This is a genomic window from Thermodesulfovibrio sp. TK500a (assembly GCF_055381765.1).
Genome location: NZ_AP041606.1, coordinates 1906652 through 1924218, shown reverse-complemented (window position 1 = coordinate 1924218; position 17567 = coordinate 1906652). Strand labels below are relative to the sequence as shown.

Here is a 17567-nt window from a genome sequence, read left to right as displayed (position 1 = left end):
GGGGGAGGGTTTTGGATATGTTTAAAAGGTCACTATCTTTATTTAATTCTCTGTCTTTAAGCAAGAAGTTGTTTGTCATGTCTGTTCTGTCAATCTTGATTGTTTATTCCTGTGTTGCAATCGTGATTTATCTGCAGACAAAGTCAAAAATTGAGCATTACAACATTCAATCTCTTAAAAGAGAAGTTCTTTTAGTAAAAGAACAAATAGTTGTTTTTGACCAGTCTGCAAAAGATGCTGCTGATAAGTTTATGAAGATATTTCAAAGTATGGCACCAGGGATTAAACCTAATAATGATGTCTGTGACAAATTCACTGCTATGACCGGTGGCTCAGTTGCAACAATCTTTGAGAAAAAGGGAGATGATTTCTTACGTATTGCCACATCTCTTAAAAAAGAAGACGGCACAAGAGCAGTTGGAACTACTCTGGATAGGGCACATCCGGCCTATCCATTACTTTTAAAAGGTGAGACTTATTTAGGCAAGGCAACTCTCTTTGGAAAGGAATACATGACAAAATATGTACCCGTTAAAGATGCATCTGGTAACATCACTGGCGTCTATTTTATAGGCTTTGATATAACAAACACTATGAAACATTTTAAAGATTTTATCCGTTCCATAAAAGTAGGTAAAACAGGCTATATGTATGTACTTGATACTTCTGAAAAAAACAAAGGCCTTGTTATCGTTCATCCTGCCTTAGAGGGTAAAAGCATTCTTGATGCTAAAGATGCTAAAGGAAGAGAATTTATAAAAGAGATGATAGAAAAGAAAGAAGGTTTAATTTATTATCCCTGGAAAAATCCTAATGAGACCTTTGCAAGAGAAAAAGTAGTTGCCTACACTCATTATCCTGCTTGGAATTGGTTGATTGGTTCAGGTAGCTACCTTGAAGAGATAGCTGCTGAGGTTGCTACTGTGAGAAATATCATGTGGCTTGTTAACATAATTGGTGCAGTTTTAGTTTCCTTTACAATACTCATAGTTACTCAAAGAGCACTTAAGCCCATTCCAGATATGGCAAATAAACTCGAAGATGTGGCCAAGGGAGACTTCAGCAAAGTTGGATTTGGAAAGGGATATAGGAATAGGAAAGACGAAATAGGCCTTATTGCAAGAAGCATTATAAAAGTTGAAGAATTCACCCAACAGCTTGTAAGAGAGATTAAAAATTCCGCCACAATGGTAAACAGCGTCATTGGCACTTTAGAGCAAAACATAGAAAGTGTAAAGAAAAAAGCCGATGAGCAGACTTCCCAAGCACATCAGATAGCCACTGCTGCAGAAGAAATGAGCCAGACTATTACAGACATAGCCAAAAATGCAGCAAGTGCCTCTGACATTGCCAGTGAGTCAAGAAATGTATCAAACGATGGAGTTAGATTGTCTGATTCTGCAATGAAAACTGTCCAGTCTGCTAATAATTCAACGATTGAACTAAAGAAAACGATGGATGCCCTTAACAGCAAAGTAGAAGAAATAGGAGACATTGTGACTGTTATTAAGGATATCGCAGACCAGACAAACCTACTTGCCCTTAATGCTGCAATTGAGGCAGCGAGGGCAGGTGAACAGGGAAGAGGATTTGCAGTGGTAGCCGATGAAGTGCGTAAACTTGCCGAAAGAACAATAAAGGCTACGGACGAGATTACCTCTAAGATTTATGCTGTCCAGAACGAATCAAGAGAGTCTCTTAAAAATATGGACTTAACTGCTAAAGAGGTTGCAGAAGCACTAAAAGCATTGAATGAGGTAAAGAAATCTCTGAACAACATTGCCGATTTTTCTCAAAAAGTAAAAGATTCAATTACTCAGATTGCTACAGCCACTGAAGAACAGTCCTCGGCCAGTGAAGAAGTAGCCAGATATGCAGAGAAGTCGAGCGCTCTTGCACAAGAAGTGAAAGGCACTACAGACATGGTTTCTCAGGAAGTTGAAAATCTAAATGAAGTTATAAGAAAATTAACAGACTCAATAAAAGGCGTAAAGGTATAATTGAAAGTAGCAAAATTATACAGATTTGGCGATATAAGAATCGAGAAAATCCCTTTACCAGAGCCTTCATCAAGAGAGGCTCTGGTAAAGGTAAAAGCCTGCGGTATATGCTCTGGCGATGTAATGCCTTGGTATATAGAGAAAAAAGCTCCCCTTGTATTGGGACATGAAATTTCAGGGGAAATTGTAAAAATAGGAGATGAAGTAAAAGAGAAGACAAACCTAAAAGAAGGAGACAGGGTTGTTGTTCATCATCATGCACCCTGTATGAGTTGTTTTTTCTGTAAAAGAGGTGATTATGTCCAATGTGAAACATGGAGAAATTCAAAGATAATACCTGGCGGTCTTTCTGAATATATTATTCTTCCCTATGAAAACTTAATAAACGATACCCTTAAAATTCCCGATAACATATCCTTTGAAGAAGCTGCTCTTGTAGAACCCACTGCCTGTGTTGTGAAATCGCTAAGGCGAGTAAATATCAGAAAAGGCGATACGTTAGTAGTAATAGGTCTTGGTGTGATGGGGCAGATTCATCTTATGCTTGCGAGAGAATTCGGAGGGGAAAAATTAATAGGAGTTGACATTGTTCCTTTTAGACTTGAAAAAGCTTTACAGGCAGGTGCAGACTTCGTCATAGATGCATCAAAAGAAGATGTAGTCGAAAAATTATCTGCCTTAACCAATGGAATGATGGCTCAAGCTGTAATAGTAGGGCCTGGAAAAACTGAACTAATTGCCCAATCATTAAGGCTTGTGTCAAGAGGTGGAACTCTGCTGATTTTTACTCCCACTCCTCCTGATGAAAGACTGCTTTTGTCAGTCAACGACCTTTATTTCAAAGACATAACCATAACAACAAGTTACTCTTGCGGGCCAGAAGACATGAAAACAGCTCTTAATTTTATTGAGAGAAAAATAGTTCGAAGCGAACTGTTAATAACTCATCGATTTAACCTCGATGACACAAAAAAAGCCTATGAAATAACAGCTCTTGCAAAAGACTCACTTAAATGTATAATTAACTTTTAATAGACTGGAAATCTTTTACATAATGTCTGAACTTTTTTCTTCATTTCCATTAGGACAGAGTTATTTGATATGTTTCTTACAACCATATAAATAATCTCTGCAATCTCTTCCATTTCCTCTTCTCCCATTCCCCTCGTTGTCACACAAGGAGTTCCAATTCTTATACCTGAGGTAACCGTTGGTGGCTTAGTATCAAAGGGAATGGTGTTTTTATTAACTGTTATTCCCGCTTTATCAAGAGCCTCCTCAACTTCTTTTCCCGTTAAATTCATATTTGTCAGGTCAACAAGCATGAGGTGATTATCTGTTCCACCTGAGACAAGCTTGAATCCTCTCTTTTTCAAAGCATCGGCAAGGGCTTTTGCATTTTTTACAACTCTTCTCTGATACTCTTTAAAATCCTCTGACAGAGCTTCCTTAAATGCCACGGCCTTTGCAGCAATTACATGCACAAGAGGACCACCCTGTATACCAGGGAAAACAGCCTTATCTATAGCTTTAGCATGGTCTGCTCTGCACATGACCACACCACCTCTGGGACCTCTCAAAGTTTTATGAGTCGTTGTGGTTATGAAATCTGAGTGTTCAGAGGGAGAAGGATGAATTCCTGTGGCAACTAAACCAGCAATATGGGCAATATCAGCCATGAGATATGCTCCCACCTCTTTGGCAATCTCGGAGAAGGCTTTGAAATCAATTATTCTTGGATAGGCGCTTGCACCGGTAATTATTATTTTTGGTCTGTATTCATGGGCGAGTTTTCTTACTTCGTCCATGTTTATATATCCAGTGTCTTTGTCTACTCCATAAAATACTGTTTTGTAGAGCTTGCCTGTAAAATTAACAGGAGAACCATGAGAAAGGTGTCCTCCGTGAGTTAAGCTCATTCCCATTATCGTGTCTCCCGGTTGTAGAAAAGCAAAGTATACTGCCATGTTTGCCTGACTGCCTGAATGAGGCTGAACATTTACATGTTCTACTTTGAAAAGCTCCTTTGCTCTCTCTTGGGCAAGCCTTTCAACTTCATCGGCATATTGACATCCACCATAGTATCTTCTGCCGGGATAACCTTCGGCATATTTATTTGTAAAGACAGAACCCTGAGCTTCCATGACTGCCCTGCTTGCATAGTTTTCAGAGGCAATCATGAGAATCTTGTCGTTCTCTCTCTTTTTCTCTTTCTGAATTAAAGAGTAAATCTCTGCATCTACTTCCCTTAAGCTTTTCATCTTCATTTATCAACAACCTTCCTTTCTATGAGATTTATTTTCTCAACTCTCTTTAGATGTCTATTACCTTCAAATTCTGTATTGAGCCACGTAAGCAATATCTCCTTTGCAAGTCCTGTTCCTATGACTCTCGCCCCCATGCAGAGTATGTTGGCGTCGTTATGAAGTCTTGACATTTTTGCGGTAAAAAGGTCGTTGCAAAGGGCTGCCCTTATATTTTTAAATTTGTTTGCCACAATAGACATTCCAATTCCTGTGCCACATATGAGAACACCTCTTTCGTATCTTCCCTCTGAAACAGCTTTAGCAACGGCCTCTGCAAAGTCTGGATAGTCAACAGAACAATTCGAGCCCGTGCCCATATCAGTTAGTTCATGGCCTGATTCTTTTATTAATTTAGACAATAGCTCTTTAAGCTCAAATCCTGCATGGTCTGCACCAATGGCTATCTTCATGTTGAGTATTATAAAAAATTGGGAGGACTTTAGTAAATTAACGCTCTGATTCTCTCTAAGATACACAAACTTATGACATGAAACTTCAGTAAAAAAACGACAAAAAATATATCGTATTATCTCCTCAGATAAGAATTGAACCTGGCAGTCCTATTCTGAAAGGCTTTAAGGTCAGTGTTAACTTCAGGGATTTTATTCTTAATGTTTGTTATTCTGTCTTCGTTGTCAGGATGGGTTTTAAGAAATCCCGTATTTGATATTCTTTCCTGAGCTTTCAATTTGTTTAAAACATTTAAAAGAGCCTCTGGATTGTAGCCAGCTTTTGCAAGATATATTAGAGCTTTTTCGTCAGCAGCGTATTCTTGTGTCCTGCTATAACCATTTACTACAAGAGTTTTCAGGACATCATCTATTGAACCTTCAAAAATATTTACCAGCTTAACGAGGTCTTCTGAACCATACTGTTTTGCTGCTTTTGTGCCGATTACAGTAAGGGCTTCAGTCCATCGAGCCTGTTTTATTGACTCTATACCGTCTCTATTGTTTATATGGGCTATCTCATGGGCAAGAATTGCGGCAAGTTCATCTTCGTTATTGGCAAGATTAATCATTCCTCTTGTTATCATGATTATACCGCCAGGACAGGCAAATGCATTTATCTCGTTGGTGTCCAGTATTGCAAAGTGATAGCCACCGTAAGTAAATGGTTTTTCTGAATTAAGAGCTACTGTGTTGCCGATTAAATTTACGTAATTTGTCAGTCGGCTGTTTTCAAGTAAAGGATAAGATTGAAATAGTCTTGCCGCTACTGCTCTGCCGACAAAATATTCCTCTTCATCGGAGATTGGACGGGAAGCCTTTGAGGTCTCTTGAATGACCGTAAAAGTCATGTCTATTGCCTTATCCATGTCCATTGTTTTGCATGAAGCTAAGAAAAGAATTAGAATTATAATTGAAAAAATCTTACTTCTCATCTCGGCTCCGTAAGTCCTCCCGCTCTTATGAATGAAACCAAATCTGCTTCAGAAGCGTTGTATCTTTCAACTCTATCAACAAGGTCGTATCTCATCTGGGGATACTTGTTTCTGTAGGCTCTTTCCACTTGGGGATTGAACCCCTTTCCTGCGAGAGTAATCTCTCCTTCTGAAACTCCTGTTCTTTGATTATTTGTTGCTGAAACAGACACGGTTCTTTTCTCGACAGCTGTTTTATGGATAAAGCCTGTTATATTTCTAAATCTTACTCTAAACCAATCTCCATCTCTGCTTAGAGCTTCAATTACATCTCCGTATTTTACATAAGCTTTTACAGGACCGAAAAATCGGGGAGTTTCTCTGATAACATTCGTTTTTGTTATTACTGTCATCGTTTCTGCAAAAGCTACTGAGGAGATTAATAATATGAGAAAGGTGAGAGTTATGATTAACCTATAATTCATTTCTCTTCAATTTTAACAACAAACCAGTTTTCTGTCAACTCTCTGGCTTCACTCAATTCTTCAATTTTTTTAAGATAAAATTGGGTTGGAAAATCATTGGAAAAATCACCGATTAATAACTTGAATATCTCCCTTGATTCATCCCATTTTTTATCTTTAAAAAGAGCAAAGGCTCGATTAAATTTTTCTGCAAAATCAATAACCTTCTGGTCAGCCTTTTCTGTGTCAGATAGTAATTCATATATTCCTATAGGCCTTGTTTTTCCCTTTACTGTTATTATTCCAAGCTGCCTTACAATAAATCTATCGGATATCATATAGAAAGTATCCTCGCTGATTATAATTTTGGTCTTAAAAAACTTATTTGCCGACTCAAGTCTTGAAGCAATATTAACAGTATCTCCTATGACGGTATAATTAAAAAGCCTATCGCTGCCTATGTTGCCAACGACAACATCGCCCGTGTGAATACCAATTCTTATATTGATTTGGGGCAAGCCTTCTCTCACAAATTCTTTATTAATTTCCTTTAAGGCATCCATGCACTCTAAGGCAGTTCTGCAGGCATTTACCTCGTCTTCTTCAGTTTTAAGAGGTGCTCCCCAAAAAGCCATTATGCAGTCTCCTATGTATTTATCAACTACTCCATAATTTTTTATCACCACCTCTGTCAATCGATTAAGCACTCGGTGTAACATCATGGCCGTTTCTTCGGCAGAGAGTTTTTCTGAGATAGTGGTAAAACCTGCTATGTCTGCAAAGAAAACGGTAACAGTCTTCTTCTGTCCTCCTGCAGATATTAATTCAGGGTTGGCAAGAAGATGTTCGACAATTCGTTTGTCCATATACTGTAAAAAAGTTTTTTTAATAAAGCTTTTTTCTCTTCCTTCTGTAGCATAACTGTAAATTAACGAGAGAATGGAGCTGCTCATGAGAGCTATAAAGGATGGAAGAAAATCCATATAAATAGAAAATCTAAAGAAAATTATTTCGGAAAAACTAAGCAGCATTAGTATCCCTAAGAATGACAGAAGATTTATTTTCATTGAATGCTGTCTTATGAATATAAAAGAGACAATGAGGGATACAATAAAGGCAATTGTCAAAACTAAAGCTTTCGGAAAGATTCTGAAAAAATCCCTCTCGATAAGGTTTGCCAAAGTGGTAGCATGGACAAATACTCCGGGAGTTTTATTTGATACAGGTGTAGGTTTTAGGTCAAAAAGCCCTGCTGCAGAAAGACCTATAAAAACCTTTTTCCCTCTGAAAGTCTCCTTTTTTATCTCAGAGCTATTAACTGGAGAAGTTGCAGAAAATAGAACTTCTGCGAAGGAATATACTCTGAAAGGCTGTTTGTCAGAGGAATACTTTAAAAGAAGGCTGTTATGATAAAGAGGAATAACTACATCTCCAAGTAATACTGAATTTTCTCTAACTTGAACTTGTTTTCTTTGTATCATGTAAGTCATTACGAAATTTGGAATTACATGTTCTTTTATTCTGAAAAAAAGTTGCACTCGCCTATAAACACCGTCTTCATCTGGCCATATGCTCACATTTCCTAACCCTTTTGCATTATTTTTTAAAGGTTCGATAGGAAATATGGCAGATTGAAAGCCGTAATCTTTAGCCAAATAAGTAGGTGTAGAAATCTTATCTAAATATTTTTCATCAAAATCTCTTTTAGCTTTCGATAAAGCTACAGGCAAATAAACATTTCCTGCCTTTTTTATGGATTCTGCCAAAATAATGTCATCCTCTACGCCGTAAGATGAACTTTCAGTAAATAAAATATCAATAAAAACCGCATCGGCCTCTGAGAGGAAATCTATAATAGGGGCATAAATCTGTCTTGGCCACGGCCATGTGATACCTTGCTTACTTAACTCTTCAAGGCTCGTCTGGTCGATGTATATAAGATATATAGCTTCTGACTTCTTTGTAGTATTTATATTTCTTGACAGCAAATCGTAGATGCTATATTCAAAAGTCTTAAAAAAATCAAAAAGATACATTATAAAGGATATAAAAAATGAAATAAATGCGATTGCAAAAATAGCAGTAAAAGATTTTCGCTTAGATAGGTTCATCGCCTGATTTTATGGCTTCTTTTATTCTTTCTGCAATTATCTCTGCTATCTTTTCATCGAGACCTAATGGTTCTGTATAAACTATGTCAATATGGGGGGTTTCCTTTTTGAATTTCGATATGATTTCAGGGATATCATTTTTTACGTGTTTGCCAGAGGATATGAAAAGGGGGAAAATAATAATTTTCATAGCTCCTTCATTAATGCATTGCCTTATCGTATCCTCTACTGATGGAGTGGCATGTTGTAGATAGGCATGCTTTATATTTTCCAAGTTGAATGATATTTTTTTACTTACAAGCTCAGTCAACTTCTGTAGATTATTAGCCTCTTTTTTAAGGCTACCGTGCGATACAATTATAACTCTATCCATTGGCAATTTCCCCATTTTTGCTGCGTCTTCATTTTAACAAAAACTACTCCTTTATGAAAACAATATTTCCTTGTATTACTTTGCCTCCCGCTCAGCTTCTTTGCAATTAAGGGAAACAGTAGTAATGAAAAATATCGGAGACTCACATCTGTCCAAAATAATTTTTAGAAGGAAGCCTCGATAGGGTAAAATTGTTTTGCCAAAATACACAAACCCTATAATGAAAGAGAGAGTAAAAAAAGAGGGGTAACCTGATTTTCAAAACACGGATTAACCTGTCTAAAAGCCTTGCTTTATAAGGGATGATTCTATGAATTTAAATTATTTTGGATAGCAGTGATATAACATTTAAGTAATGAAGTTTGGATGGTTAGATTGGCATTTTGGCAATGACTGGCAAAAAGCCCTTTGCCAGTGTAAAATATTGATTTACAAAGAGAAATTGTATTTTGGCAATCTGAAACTATAATACCTGATGGATTAATCTTCTAAAGCCTCAAATATTTCTTTTACAATTTTTGGATGCAGAGTTTTACCAGCATGAAAAGGGATAACGATTCTTTTATCTTCTTTCATGTAGATTCTATGGCTTCCTTTTGTTCTTATAAGTTGAAAGCCTGCTTTAAGTAAGATAGATTCGGCTTCCTGAGCAGTTAACCGTGGAAGTTTTGGCAACTTAAACCTCTACGGTAGAGGTATGTATTTCTTTTCTTAAGAGTCCTTTTTTTTCTTCTTCTGTGAGTGTTTCAAGATAAAGTTCAATTGCTTCTTTAATGTTAGCCATAGCCTCATCAAAAGAATCTCCCTGAGACATACAACCTTTGAATTCTGGACAGTATGCGAAATATCCGTGTTCATCTTTTTCTATGATTACAGTTAGCTTCATGTAAAAAGTATAGCAAAAATTGTTTTATTTTTCTATATGAAATTTGAGAGCCGATGAGGCTAAAGGTTCCCCATCGGCAAATAAAGATTAATTAGATTTCACATCTGTCCAAAATAATTTTTAGAAGGAAGCCTCGATAGGGTAAAATTGTTTTGCCAAAATAAACAAACCCTATAATGAAAGAGAGAAGAAAAAAAGAGAGGAACCTGATTTTGAAAATCCTAAATTCCAGACTTTTTAGGCACTATAATATTCAATGTATTTAAAATCTCTCTCTGTTGTGTAAGTTCCTGAATAATTATTTCATTTTCATAGATCTTACATTTTAAACTTTCAATGATAGAAGTTACAATTATTGAAGTTGGTGAATCAAGATTAATAGTAAAAAATCTCTTTAAAAATTCCTCAACCGGATTGTCTGTAATTTTGACAAAATTTAAAAATTCCTAAATTCCAGACTTTTTAGGCACTATGATATTCAATGTATCTAAAATCTCTCTCTGTTGTTTCGTAAGTTCCTGAACAATTATCTCATTTTCATAGACCTTACACTTTAAATTCCTCATCACAAAGAGTATTTCCTCTACAGTATAATCTCTCCCTATCGCTCCTTTCAGTCTCACAAATACCGTTAAAACAATAAATATAAGAAATAGATACCCCCGCAATGTCTCTTCCTTGTGAACTCTAAGTGGTATTAACTTCAAATCATCCTTAAAAAATCCAAACAGCATCTCAGCCCTTTGCCTCAAGTAATAACAAGAAACTACCTCTTTTGTATCAATCGGAAAAGATGAAATAAGTATCATTATCCCTTGCTTAAGCAACTTATATTCAATTTCCTCTTCCTCCCCATCAAGCGCACTAATAAGGAGCTTCTTCATCTCTCTTCCTTTTCTCTCAGGATCTAAAACAAGATATGAATATACGTTCTTCCCATATAATTCAACCTCTTTTCTCTTTACAAAAAGAACCCTCTTACCATACTTGACTGCATGCTCAAACTTCTCTAATGCCCCTGCCTCCTCTTTTATAAGTTCCTTATACAAAATCCTCGATGAAGGTAGCCTCGTAAGAAACTCTATCCCCTTCTCATTTAACTCTCTAATGTTTTCCTCAGAAAAAAATCCTGCATCTATTAGGACAAAATTATCTCTTATACCTGCTTTTGTGAGTTCTTCAATTGTCACCCTTAAGGAAGATACATCAACTATATTGCCAGGTAAATACCTGAAAAACAAAGGATAAGAGGTCTCTCTATCAATAACAAAAAGAAATCTTATCTGTTGGTCTATTTCTCCATCATTATACCCCCATGCATTAAAAGATAACCCAATCTGATTCGGTAATGCTGTAGTATCAATAATTACACCTTTTCTATTGCCTTTTATACAAGACAGATACCGAATAAAGAAATCTCTTTGTAGTTTCTCATCCCCTATTTTCTCTAAAAGTTTACTTATCCTCTGTGAACTAAGATTTGCTCCATCAAATAAAAAACGTGCAATATTACCTTCATACCAAATCTTTGCATAATTCATTGCAGAGGGATTACTGATTCGATAACAAATAAGAGAAAGAAGTTCCTTCGAATATTCTCCAAAAATACTGTTAATTATTTCGATAAGTTCTGTCTTCTTGATAAACTCATACAGAAGATAAGTATCACCGAAATCTAAAATTAACTTTTCTTTTTGTTGAGGAATCCTTTTCTCTATAATGTTTCCTTGTTCATCAACCCTTCCTAAATATTTCACCTTTTGTCTGGGTTTTTGCTGTTTTGAATCCCAGAATGAAGTAACCTCGTATGCGTATTTTCGATTTCCGAAAGTTTTATATCGTATATAACTCATAATGCCTATGTAGGCATTATAAAATAAATCAGCATTAAATTGCAATAGTTTTTTATTCATCCAATAAAATCATTGATAGAAAAACAGTTACGATTGAAACATTATTATTAATGTATAATCTCTAATGCCTATTTAGCGGGAATTTAGGAAAATACGGATTTATCTGTCTAAAAGCCTTGCTTTATAAGGGATGACTCTATGAATTTAGATTATTTTGGACAGCAGTGTCGAAGACTTAAATTACAGAAAGAGCGAGCTTTTTGATATAATTAATGAAAATGAAGGTTCACCTGAGAGCAAAGTCTAAGGAAAATCTTAACTTTTTGTCACCCAGAGTTTCTTTGTTGTCACCCCGAGCGTTAGCGAGGGGTCTCCTAAAATCTCGGGATGACATAAATGGCGAAATAAAAGGAGGAAAAAATGACTGAAATCGGTCAGATTTACAAGTGTGAAATCTGTGGTAACACAGTAAAAGTATTAGAAGCAGGTAAGGGAACTCTTGTTTGTTGCGGGAAAGAAATGTTACTAATTGAAGAGGAAAAAGAAAACAAGAAAATGACACCGTGGGTATGCGGAAGATGTGGTTACATCTATAATCCAGAAAAAGGTGATAAAAAAGGCAAAATTCCACCAGGAGTATGCTTCGAAGACTTAAATGAGGAATGGGTATGTCCGTTATGCGGTGCTTCTAAGAAGCAGTTCTCTGAAATGCTTGGATATGAATAAGCTTTAAGAGCCTTTTTCTGAAAAAATTAGTTTTCTAATCATATCGTCGCAGATATCGCGCATCAGGCTCTCTATGGCGAGATTTCTGTTGGCAATTATTCTTTGAAGTTCCCTTGATGTTCTAAAATAAGTCGTAAAAGGTGATGCAGGAGTAAACTCCCTGATTTTCCTGCCAGAGTTGTCTAATATTAACACTTTAACATTCATGCTGACTTGATATTCAACGGTATTAAGCCCAATCTCTGAAAGGGTGGAAAGCCTGTAGTTTGTTAGCTGCACATCCATTATCCGTTCGGCAGAGGGAGTAACAGTGAAGCCGTTTTCAACTAATACTTTGTAGGCAATATTTCTAAATCTATCCTGTAACCCTGGCTCAAGGGTGAGATTTTCAACGTTCCTTAGGTAAATCTCCTGAAAAGGAAGTTCTGCCTTCTTTTGAATTGTATAGTCACAACCTATTGGAAAAAGCAGTAAAAATAAGGAAATAAATAGAAACTTTCTCATTATTGCTCCTCTCTGAATTTTATATTTTCAATTATATCATAGAGACTGTTTAAAAGTGATTTATTGAGAATCAACAAACTACAGGCGTTCTATTTGTCATCCTGAAGATTGTTACTTCTCATTACAAAGCCTTTTTTCTTTATGCTGTTTTTTCTTTTCCTATCATTCTTAATTTTTTCTCTAATGTCGTTCGGATGTTCTTTTATCTAATGTTCCTAAGTTTTTTTCTAATGTCTTTTCGAGATTTTTTCTTCTAATGTTATTCCGAGTTTTTTATTTTAATGTCATTCCGAGGAGCGTAAGCGACGAGGAATCTCATTTTTTATTATATGCTTCCTCAGGGACATAGAGTCTATTCGGAATGAAAAGGCATAGGAGACCCCTCGCTTTCGCTCGGGGTGACAGAAAAAGGCTCAGGGTGACAGTGGAAAGCATATTCAGAAGAAAACTCATTCAGAAAATTAGAATTGTCATTCCGAACAAAAAGCGAAGCGAAGTGAGGAATCTTTAACATCCTAATATCATCTCATTGGGAAAATCTACGAAGTTTAAATCTAACGATTTTCCTGTAAATCCAAAGATAAATCAAAATCCACGAAAATGTGCATATTTGTAAGAGCAAACTGCTATTCCAAAAAAGCACTGCTGGAATAAAACTCAAAAGTGTAAGCCCCCAAAGATAAACAGAAGTGGCTGAATTTCTTCTTGTTAAGTATCTCGCATCTTTTGTTCCTAATGCCCATGTTACAATTCTTTTGTAAACGAGAGAGTGAAAATGCAATCTGTCAGGACTCGAAGGTGATACTCCTTTCTTAATCCTCCTCCTGTATATTGAAAATATAGTCTCCCAAACAGGATATATCAAAAGAAGCATAGGAAGCCAAGCTGAAACCTGAGAATTTCTCCTTACAAGTAGGATAGACATTATTGCAATGAGAAAACCCAAGAGATAAGCCCCGCAATCTCCAAGAAAAATGCACCCTCTTGGATAGTTCCAGATAAAAAAACCAAATATTGCCGCGATAATTACAAAACAGCTAAAGAGAATAAAAATGTCATTTACCTTGAAGGCACATATGCGAGTCCTGTAAGGATTATGATTGATACTCCACTTGCAAGACCATTAAACCCATCAATTATGTTTATTGCATTTGAAAGTCCAACAATTGCGAAAACAGAGAAAATAAAAGATAAAGGAATTAACTTTAGTAAATCGTCTAAATACGGAATATCTACCCTTTCAATTTTGGCATCAATCAATAGAAAAGCCAAAACTCCAGAGACAATCGCCGTAGCAAGCCTTGCCTTTGGAGAGATTTTTTTAGTTAAATCCTCCGTTATACCTCCTGCAAATAGGGGAGTAGAGCACATTAAGGCAAGGGTAAAGTTTGAGACAAAATCTCTATTTTGTAGATAAAAAATCAAAGATGCACCTATAAGCCCAAACAAAATTGAAAGTCCTCCTATCCTCGGAGTAGGATTTTTATGAAATTTCTGCGGACCTCCTTCCACAGGGTCTGAAGTCAAATGCCCATGAATGTGGCTATACCTTACAATCAAAAGGCAAACTAAGAAGGAAAGTAAGAAGGAAATCAATACTGAAAGCATTGCCTTAACCTACCATTTGCTCTGTCATTCATTCTGTTCTTCTCTTTTTAACATTGCTCCACCACTCAGCAATAAAGGCAAGAAAAATCCCTGAAAATAGTGCACTTATCCCAGCCACAGCTATAATAAGTTTTCTTTTTGGTTTTATAGGATATTCAAGAGAGGTTGGCTTTTCTATAACACTTAATATAAAATTTTTGTTGTTCTTAATTTTCTCTTTTTGTGTTGCTATTGCCTCCGCGTAGGTCTGAGAGGTTTTTTCAAGCTCTTTTTCAAATTCATCTATTGCATATCTGAGAATATCCTCAGCAACTTTTTTATCCTTCTGTTCAGAAATTAGATTAATGCTCCCTGTCTTTTTGTCTACCTCAGCCTTAAAAACAACGTCTCCTTTGCCTTTATTGATTGATTTGGTCAAACTGAGCATATCTTCGCTTTCTCCATACTGTTTTATCAATCTCTCAAGCACCTTCTTTTTAAACTCAAGGCTGTTAAGTATTGATAGGGATAGATTATTAACCTCTGGTGACTTAGTCTGTCCTAAGGGAATGATGAATGAGGTTCTGTTATCTCTTGTTGTATATCCTTCGATAAGAGATTGTCCAATAAACGAATCTACCCACAAAGTTGCCCTTGCCTGATAAATATTGGGAGATAGAAAGGCTACCAAGCCTCCAATTAAAAGCCCCATGAAAGAAACAGCAACAATAAGCTTGAGCCTCTTTTTAAGCACAAGAAGCAGTTCATAAAGGTCAATCTCGTCAGAGCATTGCTCCTTTCGCTCTTGTTCGTTCATTCAAAACCTCCAAAGTTATTGGTATATTTTTTAGAAACTTATGCCCTCTATGTTCTTTCGTTATCATTCCTTTTTTCATTCCGAGCTGTTATTTGTCATTCCGAGGAGCGTAAGCAAAGAGGAATCTCCTTAGCTAAATAGATAAGACCCTTCAGCTTTGCCTCAGGGTGACAAAAAAGCGTCATTTTATAGAGCCTCTGATATTCTCATCATTCCAATACATTATTTTTATGTTATTCTTAAACAATTTAAATTTAAAACCTTATTAATCTCGAATACTTCTTATTATCTCCACAATTCTCTTGCTTGCCAATCCATCTCCGTAAGGGTTTATAGCCTTTGTCATTTTTTGATATTCATAGGGATTTTCAATTAGAGTCTGAACTGCTTTTACAATATTTTCTTTCTTAGTGCCTACGAGTCGTGCAGTTCCAGCCTCTATTCCCTCAACTCTTTCTGTTACTTCTCTCATGACCAATACAGGCTTTCCTAAAGATGGTGCTTCTTCTTGAATTCCACCAGAATCAGTCAATATTAGAAAACATTTTGACATTAACCAAATCAAATATGGATATTCCAGAGGCTCTAAGAGAAAAATATTTCTAATCCCATTTAATATTTTATTAACTGGTTCTCTCACATTAGGATTTAAATGAACCGGATAGATTATTTTTAATTCTGGATAAATCTCAGCAATCTCTTTTAAGGCATAGCAAATATTTTCAAATCCTTCACCAAAGCTTTCTCTTCTATGCCCTGTAACTAATATTATCTTTTCTCGATGAAATTCAAAAATTCCATTAAAAAAAAGTTCAATTTTAGACCTGAGATCCTCATTTTCCTCTAAGATTTCTAATCCCAAAAATAGGGCATCAATCACTGTATTTCCAACAACCCAAACGTATTCCCTTATTCCCTCGTTATACAAATTTTGTTTTGCCTTTTCCGTAGGAGCAAAATGATAATCCGCAATGTGTCCAACTAAGACTCTGTTTATCTCTTCAGGAAAGGGCGAATATTTATTACCGCTTCTGAGCCCTGCCTCAATGTGGGCAACTTTTATTTTTTTGTAATAGGCTGAAAGCGCGCCTGTGAAAGATGTTGTTGTATCTCCTTGAACTAAAACAATATGAGGATTGAAGTCATCGTAAACCTTCTCAAGTTCTAAAATACTTTCAGACGTTATATTAAAGAGGCTCTGATTATCCCTCATCAAATTTAGGTCGTAGTCTGGCTTTATGTCAAAAAAGTTCAAAACCTGATCCAGCATCTGTCTATGTTGAGCAGTTACACAAACTTTAACATCAAAATCTTTTGGATATTTCTTCAATTCCCGGTGAAGAGGAGCCATCTTTATTGCCTCTGGCCTTGTTCCAAATATCATTAATATTTTTTTCAAAATCTCTTTACTCCTTAATCAAAAAATTCCTAAACTGAGCCTAAAACATTTAATAACATTATGAAACTTCACCTCACGGCGCTACTCATCCCTGGTGGAAAATCAGCTAAAGCTTCTATCTTTTCCCAATTATCTCTAAACCACTCAATATTTGCATCAAAACCCTCTTTAAAATCAACAATGGGCTGATAACCTATGAGCTTTTTTGCCTTTTCGATTGAGGCAAGAAGTCTCGGTTTAGTATCCCATTTTCTTCTTTCCTTAAAAATTAATCCTGCCTTATTCCCTGTTGCTTCCAAGACCATAGATGCTACTTCCTTGATTGAAATCTCTCTTCCAGCCGCAAGATTAAAATTCTCACCTATAGCCTTTTTATAATAACCAGCCTTTATAAGTCCCTGCACAAGATCTAAAACATAGGTGAAATCTCTTGTTTCCTCTCCTGATCCAGTGATTGGCAAAGAAAGCCCCTTAATTGACCAATAAATAAAATTGGGTATAACGTTTCTATACTGTCCTGGCACTTCACCAGGACCGTAGGAATTAAAAAATCTACAATTCACAATTGGCAAATCATAATGATGATGATAGAAATTACAGTACATCTCTCCCGTCATCTTGTTTATCTGATAGGGAGTAGTAAGATGCATGGAAATAAAGTCTTCTTTCAATGGTAGTTTAGGATAGGAACCATATATAGCACATCCACTTGATGCATATATGAACTTTTCTATCTTTCCCAAACGGGAGTATTCAAGTAATTTAATTTGACCAATAACATCAACTTCTGCTGAAATCTCGGGATAATCCACCGAATTCTGATTTGCAAAGAAGGCAGCAAGATGAAAAACAATGCTTATATCCTCTTTGAAAACTCTCTTCAGGTCAACATCATTTCTTACATCACCAAACACAAACATTATATTTGGAAGAGGTGTCACATTCCACGGATCTCTGACTTTTATTGCTGATAGATTATCAAGAACAATAACTTTACCCCTACTGCCAACTAACTTTGAAAGTGCGATTATTAAATTGCTTCCAATAGCACCAGCTCCACCGGTCACTAAAATATTTCGTCCCTCGTAATACTTTATTAAATCTTTCTCTAAATCTAATTTCCCCAGATACTCATCAACCAATTTTACTCTTTTTTCATAATAGTTCATTAAGCTACC

Annotated in this window: 17 protein-coding genes and 1 pseudogene; 3 read left to right on the top strand and 15 right to left on the bottom strand. The window is 36.0% G+C overall.

The window, feature by feature from the left end; translation table 11 throughout:
• Window positions 1-17 precede the first annotated feature (17 nt).
• Window positions 18-2000, top strand: a complete 1983-nt coding sequence (locus ACZ430_RS10140) for a methyl-accepting chemotaxis protein (RefSeq protein WP_297213137.1) — start codon at window positions 18-20, stop codon at window positions 1998-2000.
• Window positions 2001-3032, top strand: a complete 1032-nt coding sequence (locus ACZ430_RS10135) for a zinc-dependent dehydrogenase (protein WP_297213139.1) — start codon at window positions 2001-2003, stop codon at window positions 3030-3032.
• Here ACZ430_RS10135 and ACZ430_RS10130 read toward each other — a convergent pair.
• The 9 genes from ACZ430_RS10130 to ACZ430_RS10090 all read right to left on the bottom strand — a co-directional run bounded on the left by ACZ430_RS10130 (window position 3029) and on the right by ACZ430_RS10090 (window position 11416).
• Window positions 3029-4261 carry a serine hydroxymethyltransferase gene (locus ACZ430_RS10130; RefSeq protein WP_297213142.1) on the bottom strand — a complete coding sequence of 411 codons (1233 nt, stop codon included), beginning with the start codon at window positions 4259-4261 and terminating at the stop codon, window positions 3029-3031. The genes ACZ430_RS10135 and ACZ430_RS10130 overlap by 4 nt on opposite strands.
• A 2-nt stretch (window positions 4262-4263) precedes the next feature.
• Entirely contained in the window at window positions 4264-4716 is a 453-nt protein-coding gene (gene rpiB / locus ACZ430_RS10125; RefSeq protein WP_297213146.1) for a ribose 5-phosphate isomerase B, read from the bottom strand.
• 116 nt (window positions 4717-4832) lie between these two features.
• A complete protein-coding gene (locus ACZ430_RS10120; RefSeq protein ID WP_297213149.1) occupies window positions 4833-5690 on the bottom strand; it encodes a M48 family metalloprotease in 858 nt (285 codons plus the stop codon).
• The gene (locus tag ACZ430_RS10115) at window positions 5687-6154 is read right to left on the bottom strand and encodes an SH3 domain-containing protein (RefSeq protein ID WP_297213152.1); all 468 of its coding nucleotides are present in this window, start codon (window positions 6152-6154) and stop codon (window positions 5687-5689) included. Before ACZ430_RS10115 ends, ACZ430_RS10120 begins: the two co-directional genes overlap by 4 nt.
• Window positions 6151-8169: a CHASE2 domain-containing protein gene (locus tag ACZ430_RS10110; protein WP_297213155.1), complete on the bottom strand. Its 2019-nt coding sequence runs from the start codon at window positions 8167-8169 to the stop codon at window positions 6151-6153. The genes ACZ430_RS10115 and ACZ430_RS10110 overlap by 4 nt, the downstream gene beginning before the upstream one ends.
• Before the next feature lie 61 nt (window positions 8170-8230).
• Window positions 8231-8617, bottom strand: a complete 387-nt coding sequence (locus tag ACZ430_RS10105) for a sirohydrochlorin chelatase (protein WP_297213158.1) — start codon at window positions 8615-8617, stop codon at window positions 8231-8233.
• Window positions 8618-9097: 480 nt separating this feature from the next.
• Window positions 9098-9292 (bottom strand): type II toxin-antitoxin system HicA family toxin, encoded by a 195-nt coding sequence (locus ACZ430_RS10100; RefSeq protein WP_297213161.1) that lies wholly within the window; start codon window positions 9290-9292, stop codon window positions 9098-9100.
• A gap of 1 nt (window position 9293) precedes the next feature.
• Window positions 9294-9503 carry a type II toxin-antitoxin system HicB family antitoxin gene (locus ACZ430_RS10095; protein ID WP_297213163.1) on the bottom strand — a complete coding sequence of 70 codons (210 nt, stop codon included), beginning with the start codon at window positions 9501-9503 and terminating at the stop codon, window positions 9294-9296.
• A gap of 446 nt (window positions 9504-9949) precedes the next feature.
• Window positions 9950-11416, bottom strand: a complete 1467-nt coding sequence (locus ACZ430_RS10090) for an IS1634 family transposase (RefSeq protein WP_440871064.1) — start codon at window positions 11414-11416, stop codon at window positions 9950-9952.
• A 360-nt stretch (window positions 11417-11776) separates the two neighbouring features.
• Here ACZ430_RS10090 and ACZ430_RS10085 point away from each other — a divergent pair, with 360 nt between their 5' ends.
• Window positions 11777-12082 carry a rubredoxin gene (locus ACZ430_RS10085; RefSeq protein WP_297213169.1) on the top strand — a complete coding sequence of 102 codons (306 nt, stop codon included), beginning with the start codon at window positions 11777-11779 and terminating at the stop codon, window positions 12080-12082.
• 3 nt (window positions 12083-12085) lie between these two features.
• On the opposite strand, the gene lptE is transcribed toward ACZ430_RS10085, so the two are convergent.
• The 6 genes and pseudogenes from lptE to ACZ430_RS10055 all read right to left on the bottom strand — a co-directional run bounded on the left by lptE (window position 12086) and on the right by ACZ430_RS10055 (window position 17558).
• Entirely contained in the window at window positions 12086-12586 is a 501-nt protein-coding gene (gene lptE / locus ACZ430_RS10080; protein ID WP_297213173.1) for an LPS assembly lipoprotein LptE, read from the bottom strand.
• Between the two features lie 526 nt (window positions 12587-13112).
• The gene (locus ACZ430_RS10075) at window positions 13113-13511 is read right to left on the bottom strand and encodes a hypothetical protein (RefSeq protein WP_464910776.1); all 399 of its coding nucleotides are present in this window, start codon (window positions 13509-13511) and stop codon (window positions 13113-13115) included.
• A 45-nt stretch (window positions 13512-13556) separates the two neighbouring features.
• A pseudogene (locus tag ACZ430_RS10070) lies at window positions 13557-13957 on the bottom strand (MraY family glycosyltransferase); the annotation flags it as partial.
• Between the two features lie 265 nt (window positions 13958-14222).
• Window positions 14223-14990, bottom strand: coding sequence for a Wzz/FepE/Etk N-terminal domain-containing protein (locus tag ACZ430_RS10065; RefSeq protein WP_297213178.1), 768 nt, complete (start codon window positions 14988-14990; stop codon window positions 14223-14225).
• A 265-nt stretch (window positions 14991-15255) separates the two neighbouring features.
• A complete protein-coding gene (gene wecB / locus ACZ430_RS10060) occupies window positions 15256-16389 on the bottom strand; it encodes a non-hydrolyzing UDP-N-acetylglucosamine 2-epimerase (RefSeq protein WP_297213181.1) in 1134 nt (377 codons plus the stop codon).
• 68 nt (window positions 16390-16457) lie between these two features.
• Window positions 16458-17558, bottom strand: coding sequence for an NAD-dependent epimerase/dehydratase family protein (locus ACZ430_RS10055; protein WP_297213184.1), 1101 nt, complete (start codon window positions 17556-17558; stop codon window positions 16458-16460).
• Window positions 17559-17567 lie beyond the last annotated feature (9 nt).